At 45.8% G+C, this 17931-nt stretch carries 21 protein-coding genes; 8 read left to right on the plus strand and 13 right to left on the minus strand.

Annotation, left to right across the window (positions count from 1 at the left end):
• Positions 1 to 25 precede the first annotated feature (25 nt).
• Positions 26 to 1429: an aldehyde dehydrogenase gene (locus tag MKY95_RS17640; RefSeq protein WP_339193596.1), complete on the minus strand. Its 1404-nt coding sequence runs from the start codon at positions 1427 to 1429 to the stop codon at positions 26 to 28.
• A gap of 90 nt (positions 1430 to 1519) precedes the next feature.
• Complete coding sequence (locus MKY95_RS17645) at positions 1520 to 1822, minus strand: metalloregulator ArsR/SmtB family transcription factor (RefSeq protein WP_017688208.1); 303 nt, start codon at positions 1820 to 1822, stop codon at positions 1520 to 1522.
• Between the two features lie 271 nt (positions 1823 to 2093).
• On the opposite strand from MKY95_RS17645, the gene MKY95_RS17650 reads away from it, so the two are divergent.
• From MKY95_RS17650 to MKY95_RS17670, 5 genes are all read left to right on the plus strand, one after another.
• The gene (locus MKY95_RS17650; protein WP_026081054.1) at positions 2094 to 2771 is read left to right on the plus strand and encodes a GntR family transcriptional regulator; all 678 of its coding nucleotides are present in this window, start codon (positions 2094 to 2096) and stop codon (positions 2769 to 2771) included.
• Between the two features lie 40 nt (positions 2772 to 2811).
• Positions 2812 to 3879, plus strand: a complete 1068-nt coding sequence (gene uxuA / locus MKY95_RS17655; protein WP_017688206.1) for a mannonate dehydratase — start codon at positions 2812 to 2814, stop codon at positions 3877 to 3879.
• A complete protein-coding gene (locus MKY95_RS17660; protein ID WP_076317697.1) occupies positions 3876 to 4739 on the plus strand; it encodes an SDR family oxidoreductase in 864 nt (287 codons plus the stop codon). The genes uxuA and MKY95_RS17660 overlap by 4 nt, the downstream gene beginning before the upstream one ends.
• Positions 4740 to 4944: 205 nt before the next feature.
• Positions 4945 to 5673: a DUF421 domain-containing protein gene (locus tag MKY95_RS17665; RefSeq protein ID WP_083684362.1), complete on the plus strand. Its 729-nt coding sequence runs from the start codon at positions 4945 to 4947 to the stop codon at positions 5671 to 5673.
• Positions 5674 to 5699: 26 nt separating this feature from the next.
• A complete protein-coding gene (locus MKY95_RS17670) occupies positions 5700 to 6071 on the plus strand; it encodes a DUF4363 family protein (protein WP_076328606.1) in 372 nt (123 codons plus the stop codon).
• A gap of 115 nt (positions 6072 to 6186) precedes the next feature.
• Here the strand turns inward: MKY95_RS17670 and MKY95_RS17675 are convergent, their stop codons facing one another.
• The 6 genes from MKY95_RS17675 to rpmG form a co-directional block, all read right to left on the minus strand.
• A complete protein-coding gene (locus tag MKY95_RS17675) occupies positions 6187 to 6888 on the minus strand; it encodes a M50 family metallopeptidase (RefSeq protein ID WP_036613817.1) in 702 nt (233 codons plus the stop codon).
• A gap of 54 nt (positions 6889 to 6942) precedes the next feature.
• Entirely contained in the window at positions 6943 to 7425 is a 483-nt protein-coding gene (locus MKY95_RS17680) for a hypothetical protein (protein WP_036673725.1), read from the minus strand.
• Positions 7426 to 7590: 165 nt separating this feature from the next.
• Positions 7591 to 8712: a zinc ABC transporter substrate-binding protein gene (locus tag MKY95_RS17685; RefSeq protein ID WP_339193598.1), complete on the minus strand. Its 1122-nt coding sequence runs from the start codon at positions 8710 to 8712 to the stop codon at positions 7591 to 7593.
• On the minus strand, positions 8699 to 9592 hold the full coding sequence (locus MKY95_RS17690; RefSeq protein ID WP_339193601.1) for a metal ABC transporter permease: 894 nt from the start codon (positions 9590 to 9592) through the stop codon (positions 8699 to 8701). The genes MKY95_RS17685 and MKY95_RS17690 overlap by 14 nt, the downstream gene beginning before the upstream one ends.
• On the minus strand, positions 9538 to 10245 hold the full coding sequence (locus MKY95_RS17695; protein WP_339193602.1) for a metal ABC transporter ATP-binding protein: 708 nt from the start codon (positions 10243 to 10245) through the stop codon (positions 9538 to 9540). The genes MKY95_RS17690 and MKY95_RS17695 overlap by 55 nt, the downstream gene beginning before the upstream one ends.
• A gap of 49 nt (positions 10246 to 10294) precedes the next feature.
• Complete coding sequence (rpmG, locus tag MKY95_RS17700) at positions 10295 to 10444, minus strand: 50S ribosomal protein L33 (protein ID WP_036613813.1); 150 nt, start codon at positions 10442 to 10444, stop codon at positions 10295 to 10297.
• A 169-nt stretch (positions 10445 to 10613) separates the two neighbouring features.
• On the opposite strand from rpmG, the gene MKY95_RS17705 reads away from it, so the two are divergent.
• Positions 10614 to 11468 (plus strand): hypothetical protein, encoded by an 855-nt coding sequence (locus MKY95_RS17705; protein WP_339193604.1) that lies wholly within the window; start codon positions 10614 to 10616, stop codon positions 11466 to 11468.
• A 69-nt stretch (positions 11469 to 11537) separates the two neighbouring features.
• Here the strand turns inward: MKY95_RS17705 and MKY95_RS17710 are convergent, their stop codons facing one another.
• Together MKY95_RS17710 and MKY95_RS17715 are read right to left on the minus strand one after the other, a co-directional pair.
• On the minus strand, positions 11538 to 11825 hold the full coding sequence (locus MKY95_RS17710) for a GTP-binding protein (RefSeq protein WP_339193606.1): 288 nt from the start codon (positions 11823 to 11825) through the stop codon (positions 11538 to 11540).
• 23 nt (positions 11826 to 11848) lie between these two features.
• Entirely contained in the window at positions 11849 to 11947 is a 99-nt protein-coding gene (locus tag MKY95_RS17715; RefSeq protein WP_076328598.1) for a GTP-binding protein, read from the minus strand.
• 224 nt (positions 11948 to 12171) lie between these two features.
• Between MKY95_RS17715 and MKY95_RS17720 the strand changes: the two genes are divergently transcribed.
• Both MKY95_RS17720 and MKY95_RS17725 read left to right on the plus strand, forming a co-directional pair.
• Positions 12172 to 13206, plus strand: coding sequence for a permease (locus tag MKY95_RS17720; protein WP_339193607.1), 1035 nt, complete (start codon positions 12172 to 12174; stop codon positions 13204 to 13206).
• 105 nt (positions 13207 to 13311) lie between these two features.
• A complete protein-coding gene (locus MKY95_RS17725) occupies positions 13312 to 14274 on the plus strand; it encodes a TIGR03943 family protein (protein WP_339193609.1) in 963 nt (320 codons plus the stop codon).
• 122 nt (positions 14275 to 14396) lie between these two features.
• Here the strand turns inward: MKY95_RS17725 and MKY95_RS17730 are convergent, their stop codons facing one another.
• From MKY95_RS17730 to deoB, 3 genes are all read right to left on the minus strand, one after another.
• Positions 14397 to 15698, minus strand: a complete 1302-nt coding sequence (locus MKY95_RS17730; RefSeq protein WP_036613808.1) for a pyrimidine-nucleoside phosphorylase — start codon at positions 15696 to 15698, stop codon at positions 14397 to 14399.
• Positions 15699 to 15942: 244 nt separating this feature from the next.
• A complete protein-coding gene (deoD, locus tag MKY95_RS17735) occupies positions 15943 to 16650 on the minus strand; it encodes a purine-nucleoside phosphorylase (RefSeq protein ID WP_017688193.1) in 708 nt (235 codons plus the stop codon).
• 96 nt (positions 16651 to 16746) lie between these two features.
• The gene (deoB, locus tag MKY95_RS17740; RefSeq protein WP_047843308.1) at positions 16747 to 17925 is read right to left on the minus strand and encodes a phosphopentomutase; all 1179 of its coding nucleotides are present in this window, start codon (positions 17923 to 17925) and stop codon (positions 16747 to 16749) included.
• Between the last annotated feature and the right edge of the window lie 6 nt (positions 17926 to 17931).

The raw sequence follows: 17931 nt of genomic DNA on the forward strand, positions 1-17931 counted from the left end.
GCAGGCTGTTTGTCTTTCTTATTTTTCATTTCAACAAACGCTTAATCAACTTCAGCTTGTTATCATAAGGTGGATACAGAATCGGCAGATTCAACTTGGTGCTTTTTTTCAGTACACTTTTGAGATGAGAGAAGGTTTCGAAGCTGTACTGCCCATGATACGAGCCAACACCAGAATGACCAACACCGCCAAACGGCAGACGTGGATTCGCTACATGCGTGATGGTATCGTTAATGCAGCCGCCTCCAAAAGAAACTTCGCGCAGCACTTTGTCCTGAACCCGGGTGTCGGAAGTAAACAGATACAAGGCGAGCGGTTTCGGCCGCTTTACGATTTCTACAATGGCTTCATCCAAGTTACGATAACTAATGATTGGCAGAATCGGTCCAAAAATCTCATCTTCCATCGTTGCTGCATCCCATGACTCCGCATCAATCAGTGTAGGTTCAATGAAGCGATCTTCCTCATCCGAAGCTCCCCCATATATCACTTTGGCCTGATCCCGCTCAATCAAAGTCGTCAGACGTTTAAAATGTCCCTTGTTCACGATTCGCCCATAATCCTTATTGTGCTGAATATCCGATCCGAAGAAGGACACGATCGCTGCTTTCATCTCCGTAATTAACGGTTCCTTCACGCGCTCATGCACAAGTAAATAATCGGGTGCGATACAGGTCTGTCCTGTATTGAGCAGTTTGCCCCATATAATGCGCTCAGCTGCTACTTTGATATCCGCCTGTTCATCCACGATGACAGGGCTCTTGCCTCCAAGTTCTAAAGTAACGGGAACGAGATTTTTGGCAGCTGCCTCCATCACAATCTTGCCTACCGGTACACTGCCTGTAAAAAAGATATAGTCGAATGGCGCGTTAATCAGCGCTGTTGTTGTATCTTTTGCACCATCAAGCACTTGTACGTATGCTGGTTCGAACACACTCGCAATCATTTCACGTACAACAGCGGACACCGCAGGTGTATTCTCTGACGCTTTGAGCACGGCTGTGTTACCTGCTGCAATAGCACCAACCAATGGTTCGATTAAGAGTTGAAAAGGATAATTAAACGGTCCGATAATCAGAACCGCCCCGTAGGGTTCGGGTATGATATAACTTTTCGAACCCAGGAGCGCCATTTGCGTTTTCACTTTAACGGGTTTCACCCATTTATTCACTTTACGAATGGTGTGTGTGATGCTGTCCATCATAAATCCGATCTCGGTTGTGTAGGATTCGAACTCACTTTTGCCCAAATCCTGATAGAGAGCTTCTGTCAGTCTGGATTCGTACTTTTGAATGGCCTGCTTCAGTTGGGTCAGACGTGCAATTCGAGCTTCTGCCGATCTTGTGGCCCCGGAACGAAAGAACTGTCGTTGCTGCTCCAAAATCTGTTCAACTTCATGACTGGTTACTTCCTGTATCGTCGTTGTCATATATACATACTCCTCTATTCATTATTGATCAAGCGTTTAAACTTACGAACCTATAAGACACATGCAAAAGCATGTTGGATCACTATTACTCTACAGACACTCTTCTTCCAAAGCAGCTACCAGTTCCTTCAGCAATTCCACCGATGCATTCAATGAAGCCGAATAATAACGCTGCGTCCCCTTCTGTTCCACAGATATAAGCCCTTTCTCTAACAACAGCTTGAGATGATGAGATATGGCTGGCCGGGATAGGCTGGATTGTTCGGTAATTTCATTCACCGTCATTCTGCCCTTCTCGGTAAGTGTCAGCAAAATGGATTGACGATGGTTGTCACTTAAGACCTGAAATAACGGAATACAGGTTTGAAAAACGCTAATTGCTTTTTGTCCCATGGTTTCACCTCTATACTATTTCTTCTTCATTATTTCTACGTATATTTCTCTGTTTGATGTCTGTTGGTTTAAACATTCGAACCTAATGATTGAATTGTACTCTTTAATCACTTGAACTGCAAGTGAACCATCAACTAAATTTAATATAATGCTTATAAAGCGCTTCCATACTACCATACAAGTATGGTAGTATGTCATTGAAGGAGTTGAAGTTGTGGAATATACCCCAAAGTTATCATCCAGAGCCGGTTTGTTGCCTGTTGCGAGCAATATGTCTTCCATGAATAATAAGCAATCTTACTCAACGCGAGATGTCGTTTACTTCACGCTGAAACAACTCATTTTGAGTTTGAAAATGCCTCCGGGAACAGCTATTTCTGAGAAGGAAATTTCGCTGGAGTTCCAGGTAAGCCGGACACCTGTTCGAGAAAGTTTTGTAAGGCTTGCACAGGAAGGTCTGCTGGAAGTGTATCCACAGCGTGGCACATACGTCTCTCTGATTCAGGTCGATCTCGTTGAGGAAGCACGGTTCATGCGTGAACAGCTCGAACGAGCCGTAATCAGGCTTGCCTGCGAGAACTTTCCGAACGAACAGATGGTCGCTCTTGAACAGAACCTTGCTTGGCAACAGGAATGCAGGGTCAAACCGGATGATGAACGAATGTTCCAATTGGATGAGGAATTCCATAGCACTCTTTTTGCAGGCTGCAACAAAAGCAACACCTGGACTGTTATCCAGCAGATGAATGTACATTTGAATCGAAGTCGCATGTTACGCCTGTCCTCGGACCACCAGTGGGATCACCTGATTGAACAGCACCGGTCTATGGTCAAGGCCATTCAGCAGCATGATGCCGACACAGCAGAGCGACTGATGCAGGAACATTTGCATTTAACTGTCACCGATTTGGCCGTCCTGCAGGATACATATCCGTCCTATTTTCAATGACTGAATTTTTTTTCCTACTATTCATGATGAGGTGAACGTGATGAGAATGGTTTTTCGCTGGTTCGGCGAAGGCAATGATACGGTAACGCTGGATCATATCCGGCAGATTCCGGGTGTTGAAGGTATTGTGTGGGCACTGCACGATGTTCCTGCTGGCGAGGAATGGCCGATGGACAAAATACTCGCTGTAAAAACAGCAGCGGACAAGGCCGGGTTACATCTGGATGTCGTTGAGAGTGTGAACATCCATGAGGATATCAAGTTGGGCCTGCCATCAAGGGATAAATACATTGCAAATTATATTAAAACGATGGAGAAACTGGCTCAAGTTGGTGTGAAGGTCATCTGTTACAACTTTATGCCAATCTTCGACTGGCTTCGCACGGATATGCACAAGGAAATGGAGGATGGCTCAACTGCCCTCTTCTATGAGCACAGTAAACTTGCAGATATAGAACCTCTAGAACTCGTTCGACGCATTACGGAAAACTCCGCACTCACCATGCCAGGTTGGGAACCAGAACGATTGCAGTATTTAACAGGTCTGTTCGAAGCCTACAAGGATGTAACCGAGGATCATATGTGGGAGCACGCACGTTATTTCCTGCAAGAGATTATGCCTACAGCCGAACGGCTGGGGATTCGAATGGCCATCCATCCGGATGACCCACCATGGCCAATCTTTGGATTACCAAAGATTATTACAAGTCAGGAGAATGTTCGGAAATATTTGAATCTTTATGATAGCCCTTACAACAGCGTGACACTATGCAGTGGCTCTTTGGGAGCGAATGCTGATAATGACATTATCGGGATGATACACGAGTTCAAGGATCGGATTCCATTTGCCCACATTCGTAATGTCAAAATCTACGAAAACGGCGACTTTATTGAAACGTCACACCGCAGTCAAGATGGAAGTGTCGATATTGCGGGGGTTGTTGAGGCTTATCATGATATCGGTTATGAAGGTTATGCAAGACCCGACCATGGTCGTCACCTCTGGGGAGAACAGTGCCGACCTGGTTATGGACTCTATGACCGGGCTTTGGGGATCATGTATCTCTGGGGCGTCTGGGATTCCCTGCAAAGGAGGGCAAAAGCATGAGTGAACACCAATATGAACGCTCATCTCGTCTCGAAGGCAGAACGGCTGTAATCACCGGAGGTGCTGGAGTATTATGCCGCTCCATGGCGGAAGAACTCGCTCGGCACGGTGCAAGTGTAGCCATCCTGAACCGCACGGTGTCCAAGGGACAGGAAGTTGTATCTGCGATAGAAGCTGCCGGTGGCAAAGCGATTGCTATTGCCTGTGACGTAACCCAGGCCGATAGTGTGCAAGCAGCGGCAGATGCGGTGCTGGAACAGCTCGGACCATGTGATATTCTGATCAATGGCGCCGGTGGCAATAACGCCAGTGCCAACACCACCAATGAAATTTTCAGATTGGAAGATCTGGAAAAGAGCGATGTCACTACATTTTTCAATGTAAGTGTAGAGGGATTTCGTCAGGTGATGGATCTGAATTTTGTCGGTTCTCTCATCCCTACTCAGATCTTTGCAAAACATATGATAGAGCGTGATGTTCCCGCTACTGTCATAAACATTTCTTCCATGAGCGCCCCATCGCCCATGACGAAAGTTCCAGCGTACAGCGCTGCGAAGGCAGCCATTAACAACTTCACGCAGTGGCTCGCCGTTCATCTGGCCGAATCCGGTATTCGTGTCAACGCTATTGCACCCGGGTTTTTCTTGACCGAGCAGAACCGTAATCTATTACTGCAACCAGACGGCTCACCTACGGAGCGTTCCAGTAAAATTATTGCTCATACACCCATGCGCCGCTTTGGCAAACCGGAAGACCTGCTTGGCACATTGATGTGGCTTGCGGATGAAAGACAATCCGGCTTTGTCACTGGCACAGTCATTCCGGTAGATGGCGGATTTATGGCGTATTCAGGTGTATAACGATTAACGTGTAAATGAATCAGTGCAACTAATATAGGTATTTAATGAAACCGAAGCTTGGGATACATACCCAGGTTTCGGTTTTTTGCGTTCAAGCATAAGATCCTCCAGCATAGGAAAAGCTTGTTATAATGCGTGTTCAAAGCAAACTTTTCAAACTAGCTCTTAATACAGCTACGGTGAACTTAAGGAAGGTGATACATATATGATGGAAGAAACATGGGTTGTTGCCGTACGGTCTATTATTGCTTTTCTGACCCTGATCATCTACACAAGGGTACTGGGCAAACAGCAGATGGGTAACTTGACGTATTTTGATTACATTAACGGTATCACAATCGGTTCCATTGCGGGGACTTTTGCAACCGATCTTTCGTCCAAGGCGTGGATTCATTTTGTGGCCTTGACCATTTTCACAATCATTACGATCATCTTTCAGTATATTACGCTGAAGAATCGCACCATCTCCAAATTAATGGACTCAGACCCCACATTGATCATCCAGAACGGTAAAATTCTCGAACAGAACCTGAGTAAAATGCGAGTCAAATTTGACGAATTGACCATGATGCTGCGGCAAAAGGATGTATTTGATATTACAACACTGGATTATGCGATTCTGGAACCGGATGGCAGCCTCTCGGTTGTTTTGAAACCTGAGAATCAACCGGTAACCGCCAAAGACATGCATATGCACCCGCCCAAGAGCAAGCTGATGACCGAGATTATCATTGATGGCCTGCTGATTAAGCAAAATCTGGAGGAAAGAAATAAAGATATCAACTGGCTCAGTGAACAGCTTAAGAAACAAAAGATCACGATACAGGATATTGCTTTTGCCGCCATATTGCCCAATGACAAACTGTATGTTGATCTGTTCAAGGATAAAATCACCGAAAAAATCGATATGGGCGATTATGAGGGGCCTTTCTAAATTCTTTACTTGAAGGAGGCGGTTGAATGAAAACGCGTTTCTGGCTGTTATATGTGCTTCCGATCTTCCTCATTCTTGTATTCGTTGCGATTATGGCTAGCGGAGCCTTTCTCAAAAAGCCCTTTGGCAACGATGATCGCTTGCTTGAATCTATACAAACGTTAGAGAAACAGGTTGAGGGTAAAAAATGGACTGAAGCCAAGTCTCAAGTTAATTACGCAATGAAGGCCTGGGATAAAGTCGTCAACCGCATTCAGTTCAGTGTGGAACGTGAAACGATATATGATATTCTGGGCACGCTTGCTCGGATCAAGGGCGGCGTTGCGGCAGAGGATGATAAGGCGATTATGGAAGAGATTTATTACTTTTATGTGTTATGGGATAATCTTGGAGATTAGGTTCAATATCTTTAATATCAGGCTTGAATATAAGAAGTAAGTCCAACAACAAAAGGCACTATCCTTTTATGAAGAAAGGAAGTGCCTTCTTTGCTTTGATATAACTTTATATCCATTACGCTCTTCGTAATCCCCGAGACCGTGACGATCGCGAAGTACCTTCTTTGCGGAAAAAGAGACCGAGTGCTCCCTTGGCACACCACAGTGCAAACAAAGCGAACAGCGTGCCCCAAAACAGCGCGGGAAGGAATGTCTGTTGAGCGAGATTCGCTGCATCCCCTGCCCGTGAAGGCTGAGTCCAGGACATAAATCCAACGTATACAGCACTAACAACCGACTCTTCCAGCGTAAGAAACGCCAGTAACAGATAATAGTACTTCACGATCTTGGCACCAAAAATCATAATGACAACGTTCAGTACGATGAACCCGGTCAGCCATAACATGCCGAACTCCCCTCTTACATATAACAGGAGCGACACCAGAGCGACAGCCGTCATAATACCAAGTCCCCACATGTGCAAGCCTTTGCGGTATAAGTAAAACAACAGCAAGGCGAACAGTGATGCACTGATATATCCCGCCAGAGAAACCAGGATCGATCTGCCTGGCGTCAGCATGGAAGAGTAAGTTACACCACTATGATCAGCGTATAATTCAATGCGCAGCACTTTACCGGACAATACCAGTGTCATTAGTGCATGACCGAATTCGTGAATCATCGTATCCAGGTTACGGAACAAGGACGAAAATGGGATGAATCGTGTAAGAAAGACGGAGCCTAGTAGAAAAAGTATCGTTTTGACCCACTTATTCAATCGTGTATACCTCCTTTACCTTCAAGTAAACAATCAAGTAAACAAGCCTATCCTTTATACTACGCTTTTTTCACTCGATTCGTTTCGGCTTCCGAACTGTAAGGCACAGTGCTCCATCCACCAGCAGAAGCTCCGATTGTGTCCAATGAAAAAAGAAGATAGATCATAGCGGCCCTTTTCGGCCTCTAGCGTAACGAGCAGTCGATTCCGCATCCGACGGAGGGCATAGTGCACGAATTGATCTGCTACCTCACTTTGTATCAGGGTAACATAAGCATAAAGGGAATGATCGACAGGTTCATCAAGCGGACTCACCCCTGCACATGAAAATTCCGTCCTCACGCCCGCACTCTGAAGTATGGACAATGCCTTCACAAGCTCGGCATCAACTTCAACACCGTTCCAAATCTCTGTTTTCTTCGCGGATACTGTATGTTTATCACGTTCCGTCCAGTGCATCAGCTCCAGCTTACGCCGTCTCCACAGATGGGCAGGCTGTTCACTTAACAGCACTTCATGTTCCTCATTTAAATTCATGCAATGTGTCCTCCTGTTCTCCTTGATCCGGTCACCTTATTAAACAAAGAGAGAGCACATCACTGTGCTCTCTGCTTTGCAAAAAGGCAAAGGAATGGCGATCCATTCCTCAGCATGTTGTATTATTGTACCTTTTTCGGTGACAGGCATCAAACTGATTTTTAATTATTCGTTTAGTGCCAGTTTCAGAGCCTCCAGATTCTGTCTCATCACGCTAATGTAGTCCATTCCCGCCGCAATTTCTTCCTCGGTGAGTCCCTCAATCGGATTCAATACAGCCGTCTTGGCCCCCACTTCACTTGCGATTGTCTCAGACACTTTGGATGAAACCAGTGTTTCGAAGAAAATCGTTTTCACCTGATGCTCTTTTGCAAAATCAATGACAGATGCCATCTGTGCTGCCGAAGGTTCTTGCTCAGGAGACAATCCTGCGATGGGCACCTGTTGTAATCCATATTCCTTGGCAAGGTAGCCAAATGCAGCGTGTTGTGTGATGAAATCCTTACGTTTGCTATCCGTCACAGCCGCTTTGAAGTCCTGATCCAGTGACTCCAGTTGAGCAATGTAAGCATCTGCATTCTGCTTGAACTGTTCAGCATGTTCCGGGGCAGCCTGCGCCAAACCTGCTTCAATATTGCGCACTTCCTTTACAGCCAATGCAGGTGACAGCCATACGTGGGGGTCGAGTCCACCGTGATCGTGATCATGTCCTTCTTCTGCTTCTGCCTCTGCGTCATGATCATGGCCGTGTTCTTCAGCAGTTGCTTCATCCGCATGATCGTGATCATGTGCTTCTGTAGTCGCTTCATTCGCATGCTCATGATCGTGGTCATGTTCTGTTGTCTCTGAATCTTCTTGATGGTGATCATGCTCTCCACCTTCAAGCAGGTTGATGCCCTTGCTTGCTTCCACCTGAATGAGCGAAGCGTTGCTTAGACTTCCGGTGACCTGATCAATCCATGATTCCATCCCCGCACCGTTGTACACAAGCACATCCGCTTTTTCAATGCTGGCAATATCTTGTGGTGTGGGCTCCCAATCATGGGGCTCCATTCCTGCTGGAACGAGTGTATGCACATCGGCCAGATCACCTGCCACATTTTTGGTGAACTCATACATCGGGTAGAAGCTGACCTGCACGTTTAATTTTGCAGTTTCCGTCTCGACTGGAACGGAAGTGCCTGTCGAAGCTGTATTTGCATCAGAAGCGGATTTTTGTCCGCAGCCTGCGACGATAAGTGTAAGACTGAACAACAATCCGAGCGTAGCTTTTTTACTGAATTTCATGTGATGTATTCCTCCTAGAATGGTTGACCAGAATGACGTGCTGTGATTTCGTTTCTTTACGGTGACGCTTGCGGTTATATCGTGCAATCAGCTTTTGCGCTGATATTCCAGTCAATAGGATGACCAACAGGATGAGTGCAATTGTTCCTCCCGGTGGTGTATTTAGATGGTAAGATGTTGTGAGCCCGCTAAAAATACCGATTAACCCCGTGATTACCGCGACAATAATCGCTGCTGTAAAACTGCGAGACACTCTTAGTGCCAAGGCAGCAGGCAACACAATGAGAGCAGACACCAGCAACACACCGACGATCGGCATGGCTGAAGCTACAGTCATTCCTGTCAGAATGGCAAATGCAAACGATAAACCTCTTACCTGAATGCCTCCAATGGAAGCAGTCTCTTCATCAAACGTAAAGTTATACAACGGTCTTCGGAGCAGGATGAAAAAAAGTAAACCCGTGATACATACTCCTGCCATCATCCACAACTGCATATCGCTAACCGCGACAATAGATCCAAATAAGTATGAGCTGAAGGTCTTGGACAGATTGGTTTTGAGACTCATCAATACCACAGCAAGAGCCAGCCCCGAAGTCATGATGATCGCCACAGGTACCTCGCTGTAGGTTCGGTAACTTCGCCGCAGTTGTTCAACCAGTAATGCACCGAGAATTGCAATAGCGAATCCGCAGATCACCGGATTAAGATTCATGACCGAACCGAGCGCAACTCCTGCGAGTGAGACATGGGATAACGTGTCTGCCATTAGTACCTGCCGCCTGAGCATCAGATAGACCCCGAGAATTGGAGCGATGACTCCAATCAGTCCACCTGCCCAGAAGGCACGTTGCATGAATTCGTACTCAAACACTGCCATTCCTCACTTTCTTGCCTCTCCAGAGTAATCGTTCGGTCCAATCGATCCCCCATCTCTTCCAGTCCATGAGTAATCATAATAATCGTTATCCCATGAGCATCAACATAGTGGCGCATCAGATTGTAAAATCCCTCACGGCTGTGGCGGTCCATTCCCGTTGTTGGCTCATCAAGTACCAGAACCTGCGGTTGCCCAGCCATAGCTCTGGCAATACAGATCCGTTGCTTCTGTCCACCAGACAGCTCACCGACGCGTGTATTCCGATATTCCCACATACCAACTTCCCGCAGACTGCGTTCAACGACGGCATCCTGCTCTGCTGTGAATCTGCGGAATAATCCCAGACTGGTGTAACACCCGGACCGGACCAGTTCATTCACCGTACTGGGAAATCCACTATTAAACGATGCCACCTGCTGGGGCACATAACCGATATTGGACTTGTTCCCACGTTTCAACTGCGGATTCATATGTATCGTGCCGCTCCAGGGCTTTAATAGCCCTAGCAGCAGCTTTAACAGGGTCGTTTTGGCAGAACCATTGGGACCTGTGATGCCTATGAACTCTCCCACATGGATATCCAGCGACAGTTGATCAATGACCGGCTCTTTGCCATATCCAAATACAACATCACGCATGGAGGATAGTATCATGCCTTTCCCTCTTTTCGTAAATATTACGATTTAAAAATAACAAAAAAATTTACCTGGTTTCCCGGTGGATCGTCATTTTCTTCAAACGTGGGGAGTACTTCTTCATCTCAAGTCTCTCTGGATGGTTACGTTTGTTCTTGGTTGTTGTATAGTTGCGGTCCCCGCACTCGGTGCAGGCTAAAGTTACAATGACTCTCATGGTTGTTGCCTCCTCTTATTTAATCGTAATTATTACTATTTAATGATATTAGTCTATGGCTTTTCTTTTGTCAACTCTATATCTGTTACAGTAAAATTTTGTATGCACAATATAATTTCATATGATATACTGCTTTGGTAGCATTATACTTTACCTACGGAGGAACTAGATGAAGATCAAAAAATCAACTTTTATTGGGTCATTGGTAGCTTGCAGTTTGGCTTTCGGTGCCCTTGGTGTAGCAGCTTCAAACGGAATTCAAGATATTGAAGCAGCACTCGACAGCAACATTAGCTTTAAAGTAAACGGTTTGTCTTGGACACCCAAGAATGAAGCTGGAGACAAACTGAATGCACTGGTATATGACGGTGATGTATACTTGCCTGTAAGTACCACAGCAGAAGCACTCGGAGCCAACGTATCTCTGAATGTTAGCAACAAAGTTGTAAGTATCACTAATTCAGGTAACAGTAAGTCTAGTAGTTCAAGTAATAACAGCAGTACAGGTACCAAAGGTTCTGAAGATTCAAGTAAACCAAGTAGTTCAAGTAACTCAAGCACTTCTGGCTCAATCAAGATGACTGGAACTGACGCTCAGATGATAGTCAAATTGCAGAAAGAATCTTTAACATTGATCAAAATGTATGGTAAAGCACTTAAAACAGGTAGCACTAGTGAATTTGATAAATACATAGATGCTAAAGTTATTGAAAATCCTGAGATCGACATTTTTGATCTGGGTAAGCAATCCCAGAAAGATAAATTTAAGACTACAGTCAAAGGTATCATTGCAGCAAATGATAAAAAAACGCTGACTAAATATGCAGATCAGTTGATTAATGTGAAATCAGCTGATTTTAAAGTGATTGCAATGAATGATAAAACCAAAACAAGACACAGTTACAAAGCCATTTATTATCCGCAAGGATGGACGGGTTCCTATGGAGTGTACCTTACCTTTGTGTTTAGTCCGCAAAAAAGTGGCAACGGTGATTTTTATCTTGGCGATTTGTACTTTAGCTAAAGTCATTAATGCAATATAATCATTGATCTTCAGGGGCACTATTGCACTTGAAGATCTTTTCTTTTCACTTCAACTCCACGCTGGAAAAGGATCTTTCAGTTCACGCCAGTTCATCAACATCTCCTCCTCCGTAAGAAGGGTCTCATCCAATGTATGTTCAATCTCCGCCCGGTTCATATCGATGCCGATAAATACTAATTTGGTTACCCGGTCATCCCACTCATCATCCCAGTCCGGTATGCTTGGCAGCGTGTCGCCAAAATGAAGTTCCCTTTCCTCCTCACTCATCGCACCTACCCATACTCCTGCTGCTGCAAGCTGCTTCGATGTACCTGCATGACTGAAAGATATTGCCATATGGTTTCTTGTCGCCAGCCACATCAGGCCTTTGCATGATTGAGAAGTGTCGTTTTGCCTGCACCCAAATATCCACTAAGTACGGTTACTGGAACCCGCTGTTGAACCTGTTGATCTGACATTTCTGCTTCCTCCACTCTGTTTAAGATGAAACTTTAATCGTAATTATTACTATTAATGATAATCAATCCGAACTATACCGTAGTTTTCTTTGGATTGTCAACATCTAATATGATGAAAAACCTTGATTAATCGTAAAAATGTTGATTAGAACATAGGAATGATGTATGTTGCCGCACGTACAAGCATATATTTTAGCAAAGTCCTAGTTGTGGAGGTCTGTTTCATGAAAATGGCAGCCAATCTGAAGCTCCTGTCCTTCCTGGTCCCTTGTGCATTTCTTGTTCCCGTGTTGATCACAATGGCTCCAGACTTGAAGGAAGCATGGAACAGTGAAGCTTTGCAAAATATGAAAACCGTATTCATAGGTATTTTCCTTGAAGCCGCACCTTTTCTGCTCATGGGTGTGCTATTATCCTCGCTCATGCAGTGGTTCGTATCCGAAGAAATGGTCCGCAAACTCACGCCCAAGAATCCGATAGGCGGTGTGCTGGTCGCAGGACTACTCGGTATTATTTTCCCCATCTGTGAATGTGGCATGATCCCGGTAGTGAGAAGGTTGATGCACAAAGGCATGCCAGCCTATATCGCAGTTACGTTCATCCTGAGTGGTCCCGTAGTCAATCCCATCGTATTTACGGCAACTTTGCTTGCCTTTCCCTCCCATCCTGAGATTACCATTGCCCGCATGGGACTGGCCTTTTCTGTAGCAGCTTCCATAGGCATGCTCGTATATGTGTTTGTCCGTCGAAATCCTCTTCGGATGCCAAAGGTCGCAGTGACAGAGGTCAAGACACATCCTGGGTTTAAAATGTTGCAACCTCACGCGCACGCAAATGTACATGATCATAACCATGTAAAAAACTGGCGTAGCTTCTTCATTCATGCCGGAGATGAATTTGTCGATATGAGCAAATATTTGGTGATCGGTGCCTTGATTACAGCCTGCATCCAGACATTCATTAGCCGCAGTGATCTGATCTCACTTGGTAATGGTCCTGTTGCCTCTTACGTGTTCATGATGGGATTTGCTTATGTATTGTCTCTCTGCTCCACTTCTGATGCTTTTGTGGCTTCAGCGTTCTCACATACGTTTGCACTGGGGCCGTTGGTATCCTTCCTGGTGCTTGGTCCAATGCTGGATTTCAAAAGCACCCTGATGCTGCTCTCCACCTTCCGTACCCGGTTTGTTATTGGTCTAAGTCTAGCCATTATCACGCTTGTCTTTGCCGGCTCGTGGTTGATTAACCTGCTGGTATAAAGGTTGAGCCCAATACTTCATGACCTGAATGGTTAATCCCATGAACTTGCATTCTGACTATGAATAGAAATGAGGTGATGATATATGAACCACACTATCTATACGATGACCAAGCCTCCTGTTCCAAGGTCACACGTCATCCAATGGCATAACCTGATCCGTGCAGGCTGGATCGGCGGGGTGGCAGTGTACATTATTCAGTTGAATTCAAGTGATTCGCTTCATTATTATTTGGCTCCTACCATGCAAAAACTGCTATTATGCTGTCCTGTTCCCTTATTGTTTATTGCCGTTATCATGGCATGGCACGGACTGTTCGGCAGAAACGAGGTTCATTGCGACTGTGAACATCCACCACCCTCGGGGTTCCTTCGTAGCTTAATGGTATATGGTCTGATTGCTATCCCCTTGTTGCTGGGGTTTCTGTTACCTGATCGGGCTCTCGGCAGTTCCATGGCCAGTCAGAAAGGTATGTCTCTCACCTATGCCCCTCCCGAGATTCGTCGAAAAGAGCCTTTACCTGATCCGGCAACGCAATTGAATGTACAAGATCTCACACAAAAACCAACGACCGTTCAGGCTGCTTCGGCTACCAAAGTACAATTCATTCCCCCAGACGAGTATAGCCGCGAATTCGCTGAACTGGCGGAGAAGTTGTATGCAGAACAGGTCATTCGAGTCTATCCTGAGATTTTCTCTGAAACCCTCGGCACGATTGATATGTTCCAGCGACAATTTGCAGGCAAAGATATCTCCTTAACCGGGTTCGTTTATCGGGACAAAAGCATGGATCATGAATCACATTTTGCACTGGGACGATTTCTCGTCATGTGTTGCCCCGCGGATGCGGCTCCCTTTGGCGTGATGATTCACATCCCAGAAGCGGATAGCTTCCCTACAGACAGTTGGGTGCAAATTGATGGCAGCATCGGCTCAGCACAGGTGAATGGTAAGGATACGATTGAAATTCGCGCCACAAAGGTGACACCTGTAGCCGAGCCATCCATGCCTTATATTTATACCAATGCGGACTCGGTGATGGCTTATGAGAAAATAAAGAGCCCGTAGTTGCTAGTAGTAGTAACAACTTGCACCTCAACGACAAAAAGCCCCAAAGCTATGGATTACATAGCTTCGGGGCTTTCATGTTAAGTCAGACATGAGATTACATCTCGTCTTCTCTGATTGTATTATTCCGTTACGATATCATGAACCAATACAGGAGCATCGGCATGATCCGCAATGGTAATGTTTTCTTTGATCTTCGCGATGACGTCTGCTACGTCTTCACGATTGGCATGAATTGTTACGAGGGACTCACCAGCTTTGACTGGGTCACCCACTTTTTTGTTCAGCATCAGACCAACAGCGAGATCGATCTCGGACTCTTTTGTGGCACGGCCTGCGCCGAGCAGCATTGCTGCAGTTCCGATTTCGTCAGCGACGATTCCGGCAACATAGCCGTCTTTATCTGCTGGGACTTCAACCAGATATTGTGCTTGTGGCAAACGATCTGGATGATCCACAACCGAAGCGTCTCCGCCTTGGTTTGCCAGGAAATCTTTGAATTTCTCCAGTGCTTTACCGTTCTGGATCACTTCTTTCAATTTCTCCTCAGCGTGCTCCAAGGAATCTGCCTTGCCAGCAAGGAATACCATTTGACGTCCAAGTGCCAGACACAGTTCTTCCAGATCTTTTGGACCTTTACCTTGCAGAGTGAGGATGGCTTCTTTTACTTCAAGCGCGTTACCAATCGCCAGGCCCAGTGGTTGGGACATATCGGAGATAACAGCCATCGTTTTACGTCCAACATTGTTACCGATGCTTACCATGGCATGTGCCAATTCTTTGGCATCTTCTGTTGTTTTCATGAATGCACCAGCACCCGTTTTAACATCCAATACGATTGCATCTGCACCTGCTGCAATTTTCTTACTCATGATGGAACTGGCGATCAGTGGAATGGAGTTAACGGTAGCTGTTACGTCACGTAGTGCATAGAGCTTTTTGTCTGCAGGCGTAAGGTTACCACTTTGTCCAATAACTGCAACCTTGTGTTCGTTTACGAGACGAATGAACTCTTCTTTTTCAAGCTCTACGTGGAAACCTGCAACGGATTCCAGCTTGTCTGTTGTACCACCCGTGTGACCAAGTCCACGTCCGGACATTTTGGCAACAGGAACATCCAGCGCAGCAACAAGCGGAGCAAGTACCAATGTTGTTGTATCGCCCACTCCTCCTGTGGAGTGCTTGTCTACTTTGATGCCTTCGATAGCGGACAGGTCGATCGTTTCACCGGAATTCACCATCGACATCGTCAGATCAGCGCGTTCCTTGTCTGTCATATCTTTGAAGAATACTGCCATCGCCCAAGCGCTGACTTGATAGTCGGGGATTTCTCCTTGTGTGTATCCTTGAACAACAAAATCAATCTCAGCAGTTGTCAGTTCTTTTCCGTCGCGTTTCTTAGCAATAATGTCTACCATTCTCATGATGATCTCTCCTTGTGTGTGTATTGATTGTATAGAACACTTCGTTGTTAATTCGTTCCGGCTCCGGATCGTTCCTTAGATCGCTGTTGTCTCCAAGTTTTTTTGATTCCATTTGCAATGGAGAAAACTCGGAGACAAAGGCGAACGCTAACGCTTCTTCAGAATCGGTTCCGGTTCCCTTCACTTCGTGCTAAAACAAAAGTTTCGATCCAAATCAAATGATTATGAATATAAAATGCAACAATTACAGTGTGATTGCTGTGTCCAGGGCAACTACCATCATGTCGTTGAACGTTTTTTGACGCTCCTCGGCAGATGTTTCTTCGCCTGTCAGCAAGTGGTCACTTACCGTCAGGATCGTCAGTGCGTTAACACCAAACTTGGCAGCAATAGTGTACAATGCTGTTGTTTCCATCTCTACGCCGAGTACGCCGTGTTTCATCAACTTCTCGGTTACGGAACGGTCATCGCGGTAGAAAGAATCGGAGCTGAATACGTTACCAACGTGAATCTTCATACCTTTAGCTGTTGCACGGTCATAGGCTTCTTTCAGCAGGGAGAACGTAGCGATTGGTGAGAAGTCATAACCACCAAATACGTGTTTGTTCATGCTGGAATCTGTACATGCTGCTTGTGCAAGGATGACGTCACGTACACGTACATGCTCCTGCATACCGCCACAAGTACCCACACGAATCAGGTTTTTTACGCCATATTCGCTGATCAATTCGTTAGCATAGATTGCAAAGGACGGAATACCCATCCCTGAACCTTGCACCGAAATCCGGTGTCCTTGATATGTACCTGTGTAACCGAGCATTCCACGAACTTCGTTGTAACATACAACATCTTCGAGATACGTATCTGCGATATATTTCGCGCGCAAAGGGTCTCCTGGCAATAGAATCGTTTCTGCGATATCCCCGGGTTTTGCTCCAATATGTGTACTCATGAATGAATCTCCTCCAGTTATACAATTAGTCTATTATGATGGCAGGACCGGAGCAGCCCAAGCTACTCCGACCTCCCCTATCCAGTTTTGAAAAACTTATTTCAAATCTTTCAGGAAGCTGGTGCCGTATTCCGGCATTTTCACTCCAAAGTTCTCGGCTACGGTTGCGCCAAGGTCAGCAAATGTGCTGCGCAGATCAAGCTTTTTGCCCTCGCTGAAGCGCGGAGAGTAGGCAAGCAGTGGTACATATTCACGTGTATGGTCTGTACCGCGGTATGTTGGATCGTTACCATGGTCAGCTGTGATCAGCAGCAGATCATCATTGGTCATTTTGGCAAAAATCTCTGGCAGCCGTGCATCATAGTCTTCAAGTGCCTGAGCATAACCTTGCGGATCACGACGGTGACCGTACAGGGCATCAAAATCAACCAGGTTCAGGAAGCTGAGTCCAGTGAACTCTTCATCCATCGTTTCAGACAACTTGTCCATGCCATCCATGTTAGAGACGGTACGAACAGCCTTGGTTACACCTTCGCCATCATAGATATCTGCGATTTTACCCAAAGCAATCACATCAAATCCGCTATCTTGCAGTTCATTCATAACAGTACGACCAAAAGGTTTAAGCGCATAGTCATGACGATTTGCAGTACGTTTCCAGTTACCCGCTTCACCTACAAATGGACGTGCAATAATGCGGCCGAGCATATACGGATCTTCAAGTGTAATTTCACGGCAGAACTCACAGATCTCATACAGCTCTTTCAGTGGAACAACGTCCTCATGTGCTGCAATTTGCAGAACCGAATCGGCGGATGTATAAACGATGAGCGCGCCAGTTTCAACATGCTCTGCACCCAGCTCATCCAGAATTTCCGTGCCGCTGGCCGGTTTGTTACCGATCACCTTGCGGCCCGTTTTCTCTTCAATGCGTTGAATCAACTCATCAGGAAAACCATTCTCGAACACACGGAAAGGTGTATCAATGTAAAGACCCATCAGCTCCCAGTGACCTGTCATTGTGTCTTTGCCTCTGGATGCTTCCTGCATCTTGGTGTAATACGCTTTAGGTGCATCCGCTACAGGGACACCCTCAATTTCTTTGATGTTGGACAGTCCGAGACTGGCCATGTGAGGCATTTTCAGACCTCCGCGTTCACGTGCAATGTGACCAAAGGTATCTACATCAAAATCATCAAATTCTGCTGCATCCGGCGCTTCGCCGATCCCTACAGAATCCATAACGATCAGATGTACTCTTTTGAATGTTGACATAACCTA

The organism is Paenibacillus sp. FSL P4-0176 (assembly GCF_037975265.1).
Taxonomy (GTDB): domain Bacteria; phylum Bacillota; class Bacilli; order Paenibacillales; family Paenibacillaceae; genus Paenibacillus; species Paenibacillus amylolyticus.

What these genes read in the sequence shown, in the direction of transcription:
- MKY95_RS17640 (WP_339193596.1), bottom strand. Translation starts at nt 1,429, where the DNA reads ATGACAACGACGATACAGGAAGTAACCAGTCATGAAGTTGAACAGATT.
- MKY95_RS17645 (WP_017688208.1), bottom strand. Translation starts at nt 1,822, where the DNA reads ATGGGACAAAAAGCAATTAGCGTTTTTCAAACCTGTATTCCGTTATTT.
- MKY95_RS17650 (WP_026081054.1), top strand. Translation starts at nt 2,094, where the DNA reads ATGTCTTCCATGAATAATAAGCAATCTTACTCAACGCGAGATGTCGTT.
- uxuA (WP_017688206.1), top strand. Translation starts at nt 2,812, where the DNA reads ATGAGAATGGTTTTTCGCTGGTTCGGCGAAGGCAATGATACGGTAACG.
- MKY95_RS17660 (WP_076317697.1), top strand. Translation starts at nt 3,876, where the DNA reads ATGAGTGAACACCAATATGAACGCTCATCTCGTCTCGAAGGCAGAACG.
- MKY95_RS17665 (WP_083684362.1), top strand. Translation starts at nt 4,945, where the DNA reads ATGATGGAAGAAACATGGGTTGTTGCCGTACGGTCTATTATTGCTTTT.
- MKY95_RS17670 (WP_076328606.1), top strand. Translation starts at nt 5,700, where the DNA reads ATGAAAACGCGTTTCTGGCTGTTATATGTGCTTCCGATCTTCCTCATT.
- MKY95_RS17680 (WP_036673725.1), bottom strand. Translation starts at nt 7,425, where the DNA reads ATGAATTTAAATGAGGAACATGAAGTGCTGTTAAGTGAACAGCCTGCC.
- MKY95_RS17685 (WP_339193598.1), bottom strand. Translation starts at nt 8,712, where the DNA reads ATGAAATTCAGTAAAAAAGCTACGCTCGGATTGTTGTTCAGTCTTACA.
- MKY95_RS17690 (WP_339193601.1), bottom strand. Translation starts at nt 9,592, where the DNA reads ATGGCAGTGTTTGAGTACGAATTCATGCAACGTGCCTTCTGGGCAGGT.
- MKY95_RS17695 (WP_339193602.1), bottom strand. Translation starts at nt 10,245, where the DNA reads ATGATACTATCCTCCATGCGTGATGTTGTATTTGGATATGGCAAAGAG.
- rpmG (WP_036613813.1), bottom strand. Translation starts at nt 10,444, where the DNA reads ATGAGAGTCATTGTAACTTTAGCCTGCACCGAGTGCGGGGACCGCAAC.
- MKY95_RS17705 (WP_339193604.1), top strand. Translation starts at nt 10,614, where the DNA reads ATGAAGATCAAAAAATCAACTTTTATTGGGTCATTGGTAGCTTGCAGT.
- MKY95_RS17710 (WP_339193606.1), bottom strand. Translation starts at nt 11,825, where the DNA reads ATGGCAATATCTTTCAGTCATGCAGGTACATCGAAGCAGCTTGCAGCA.
- MKY95_RS17715 (WP_076328598.1), bottom strand. Translation starts at nt 11,947, where the DNA reads ATGTCAGATCAACAGGTTCAACAGCGGGTTCCAGTAACCGTACTTAGT.
- MKY95_RS17720 (WP_339193607.1), top strand. Translation starts at nt 12,172, where the DNA reads ATGAAAATGGCAGCCAATCTGAAGCTCCTGTCCTTCCTGGTCCCTTGT.
- MKY95_RS17725 (WP_339193609.1), top strand. Translation starts at nt 13,312, where the DNA reads ATGACCAAGCCTCCTGTTCCAAGGTCACACGTCATCCAATGGCATAAC.
- MKY95_RS17730 (WP_036613808.1), bottom strand. Translation starts at nt 15,698, where the DNA reads ATGAGAATGGTAGACATTATTGCTAAGAAACGCGACGGAAAAGAACTG.
- deoD (WP_017688193.1), bottom strand. Translation starts at nt 16,650, where the DNA reads ATGAGTACACATATTGGAGCAAAACCCGGGGATATCGCAGAAACGATT.
- deoB (WP_047843308.1), bottom strand. Translation starts at nt 17,925, where the DNA reads ATGTCAACATTCAAAAGAGTACATCTGATCGTTATGGATTCTGTAGGG.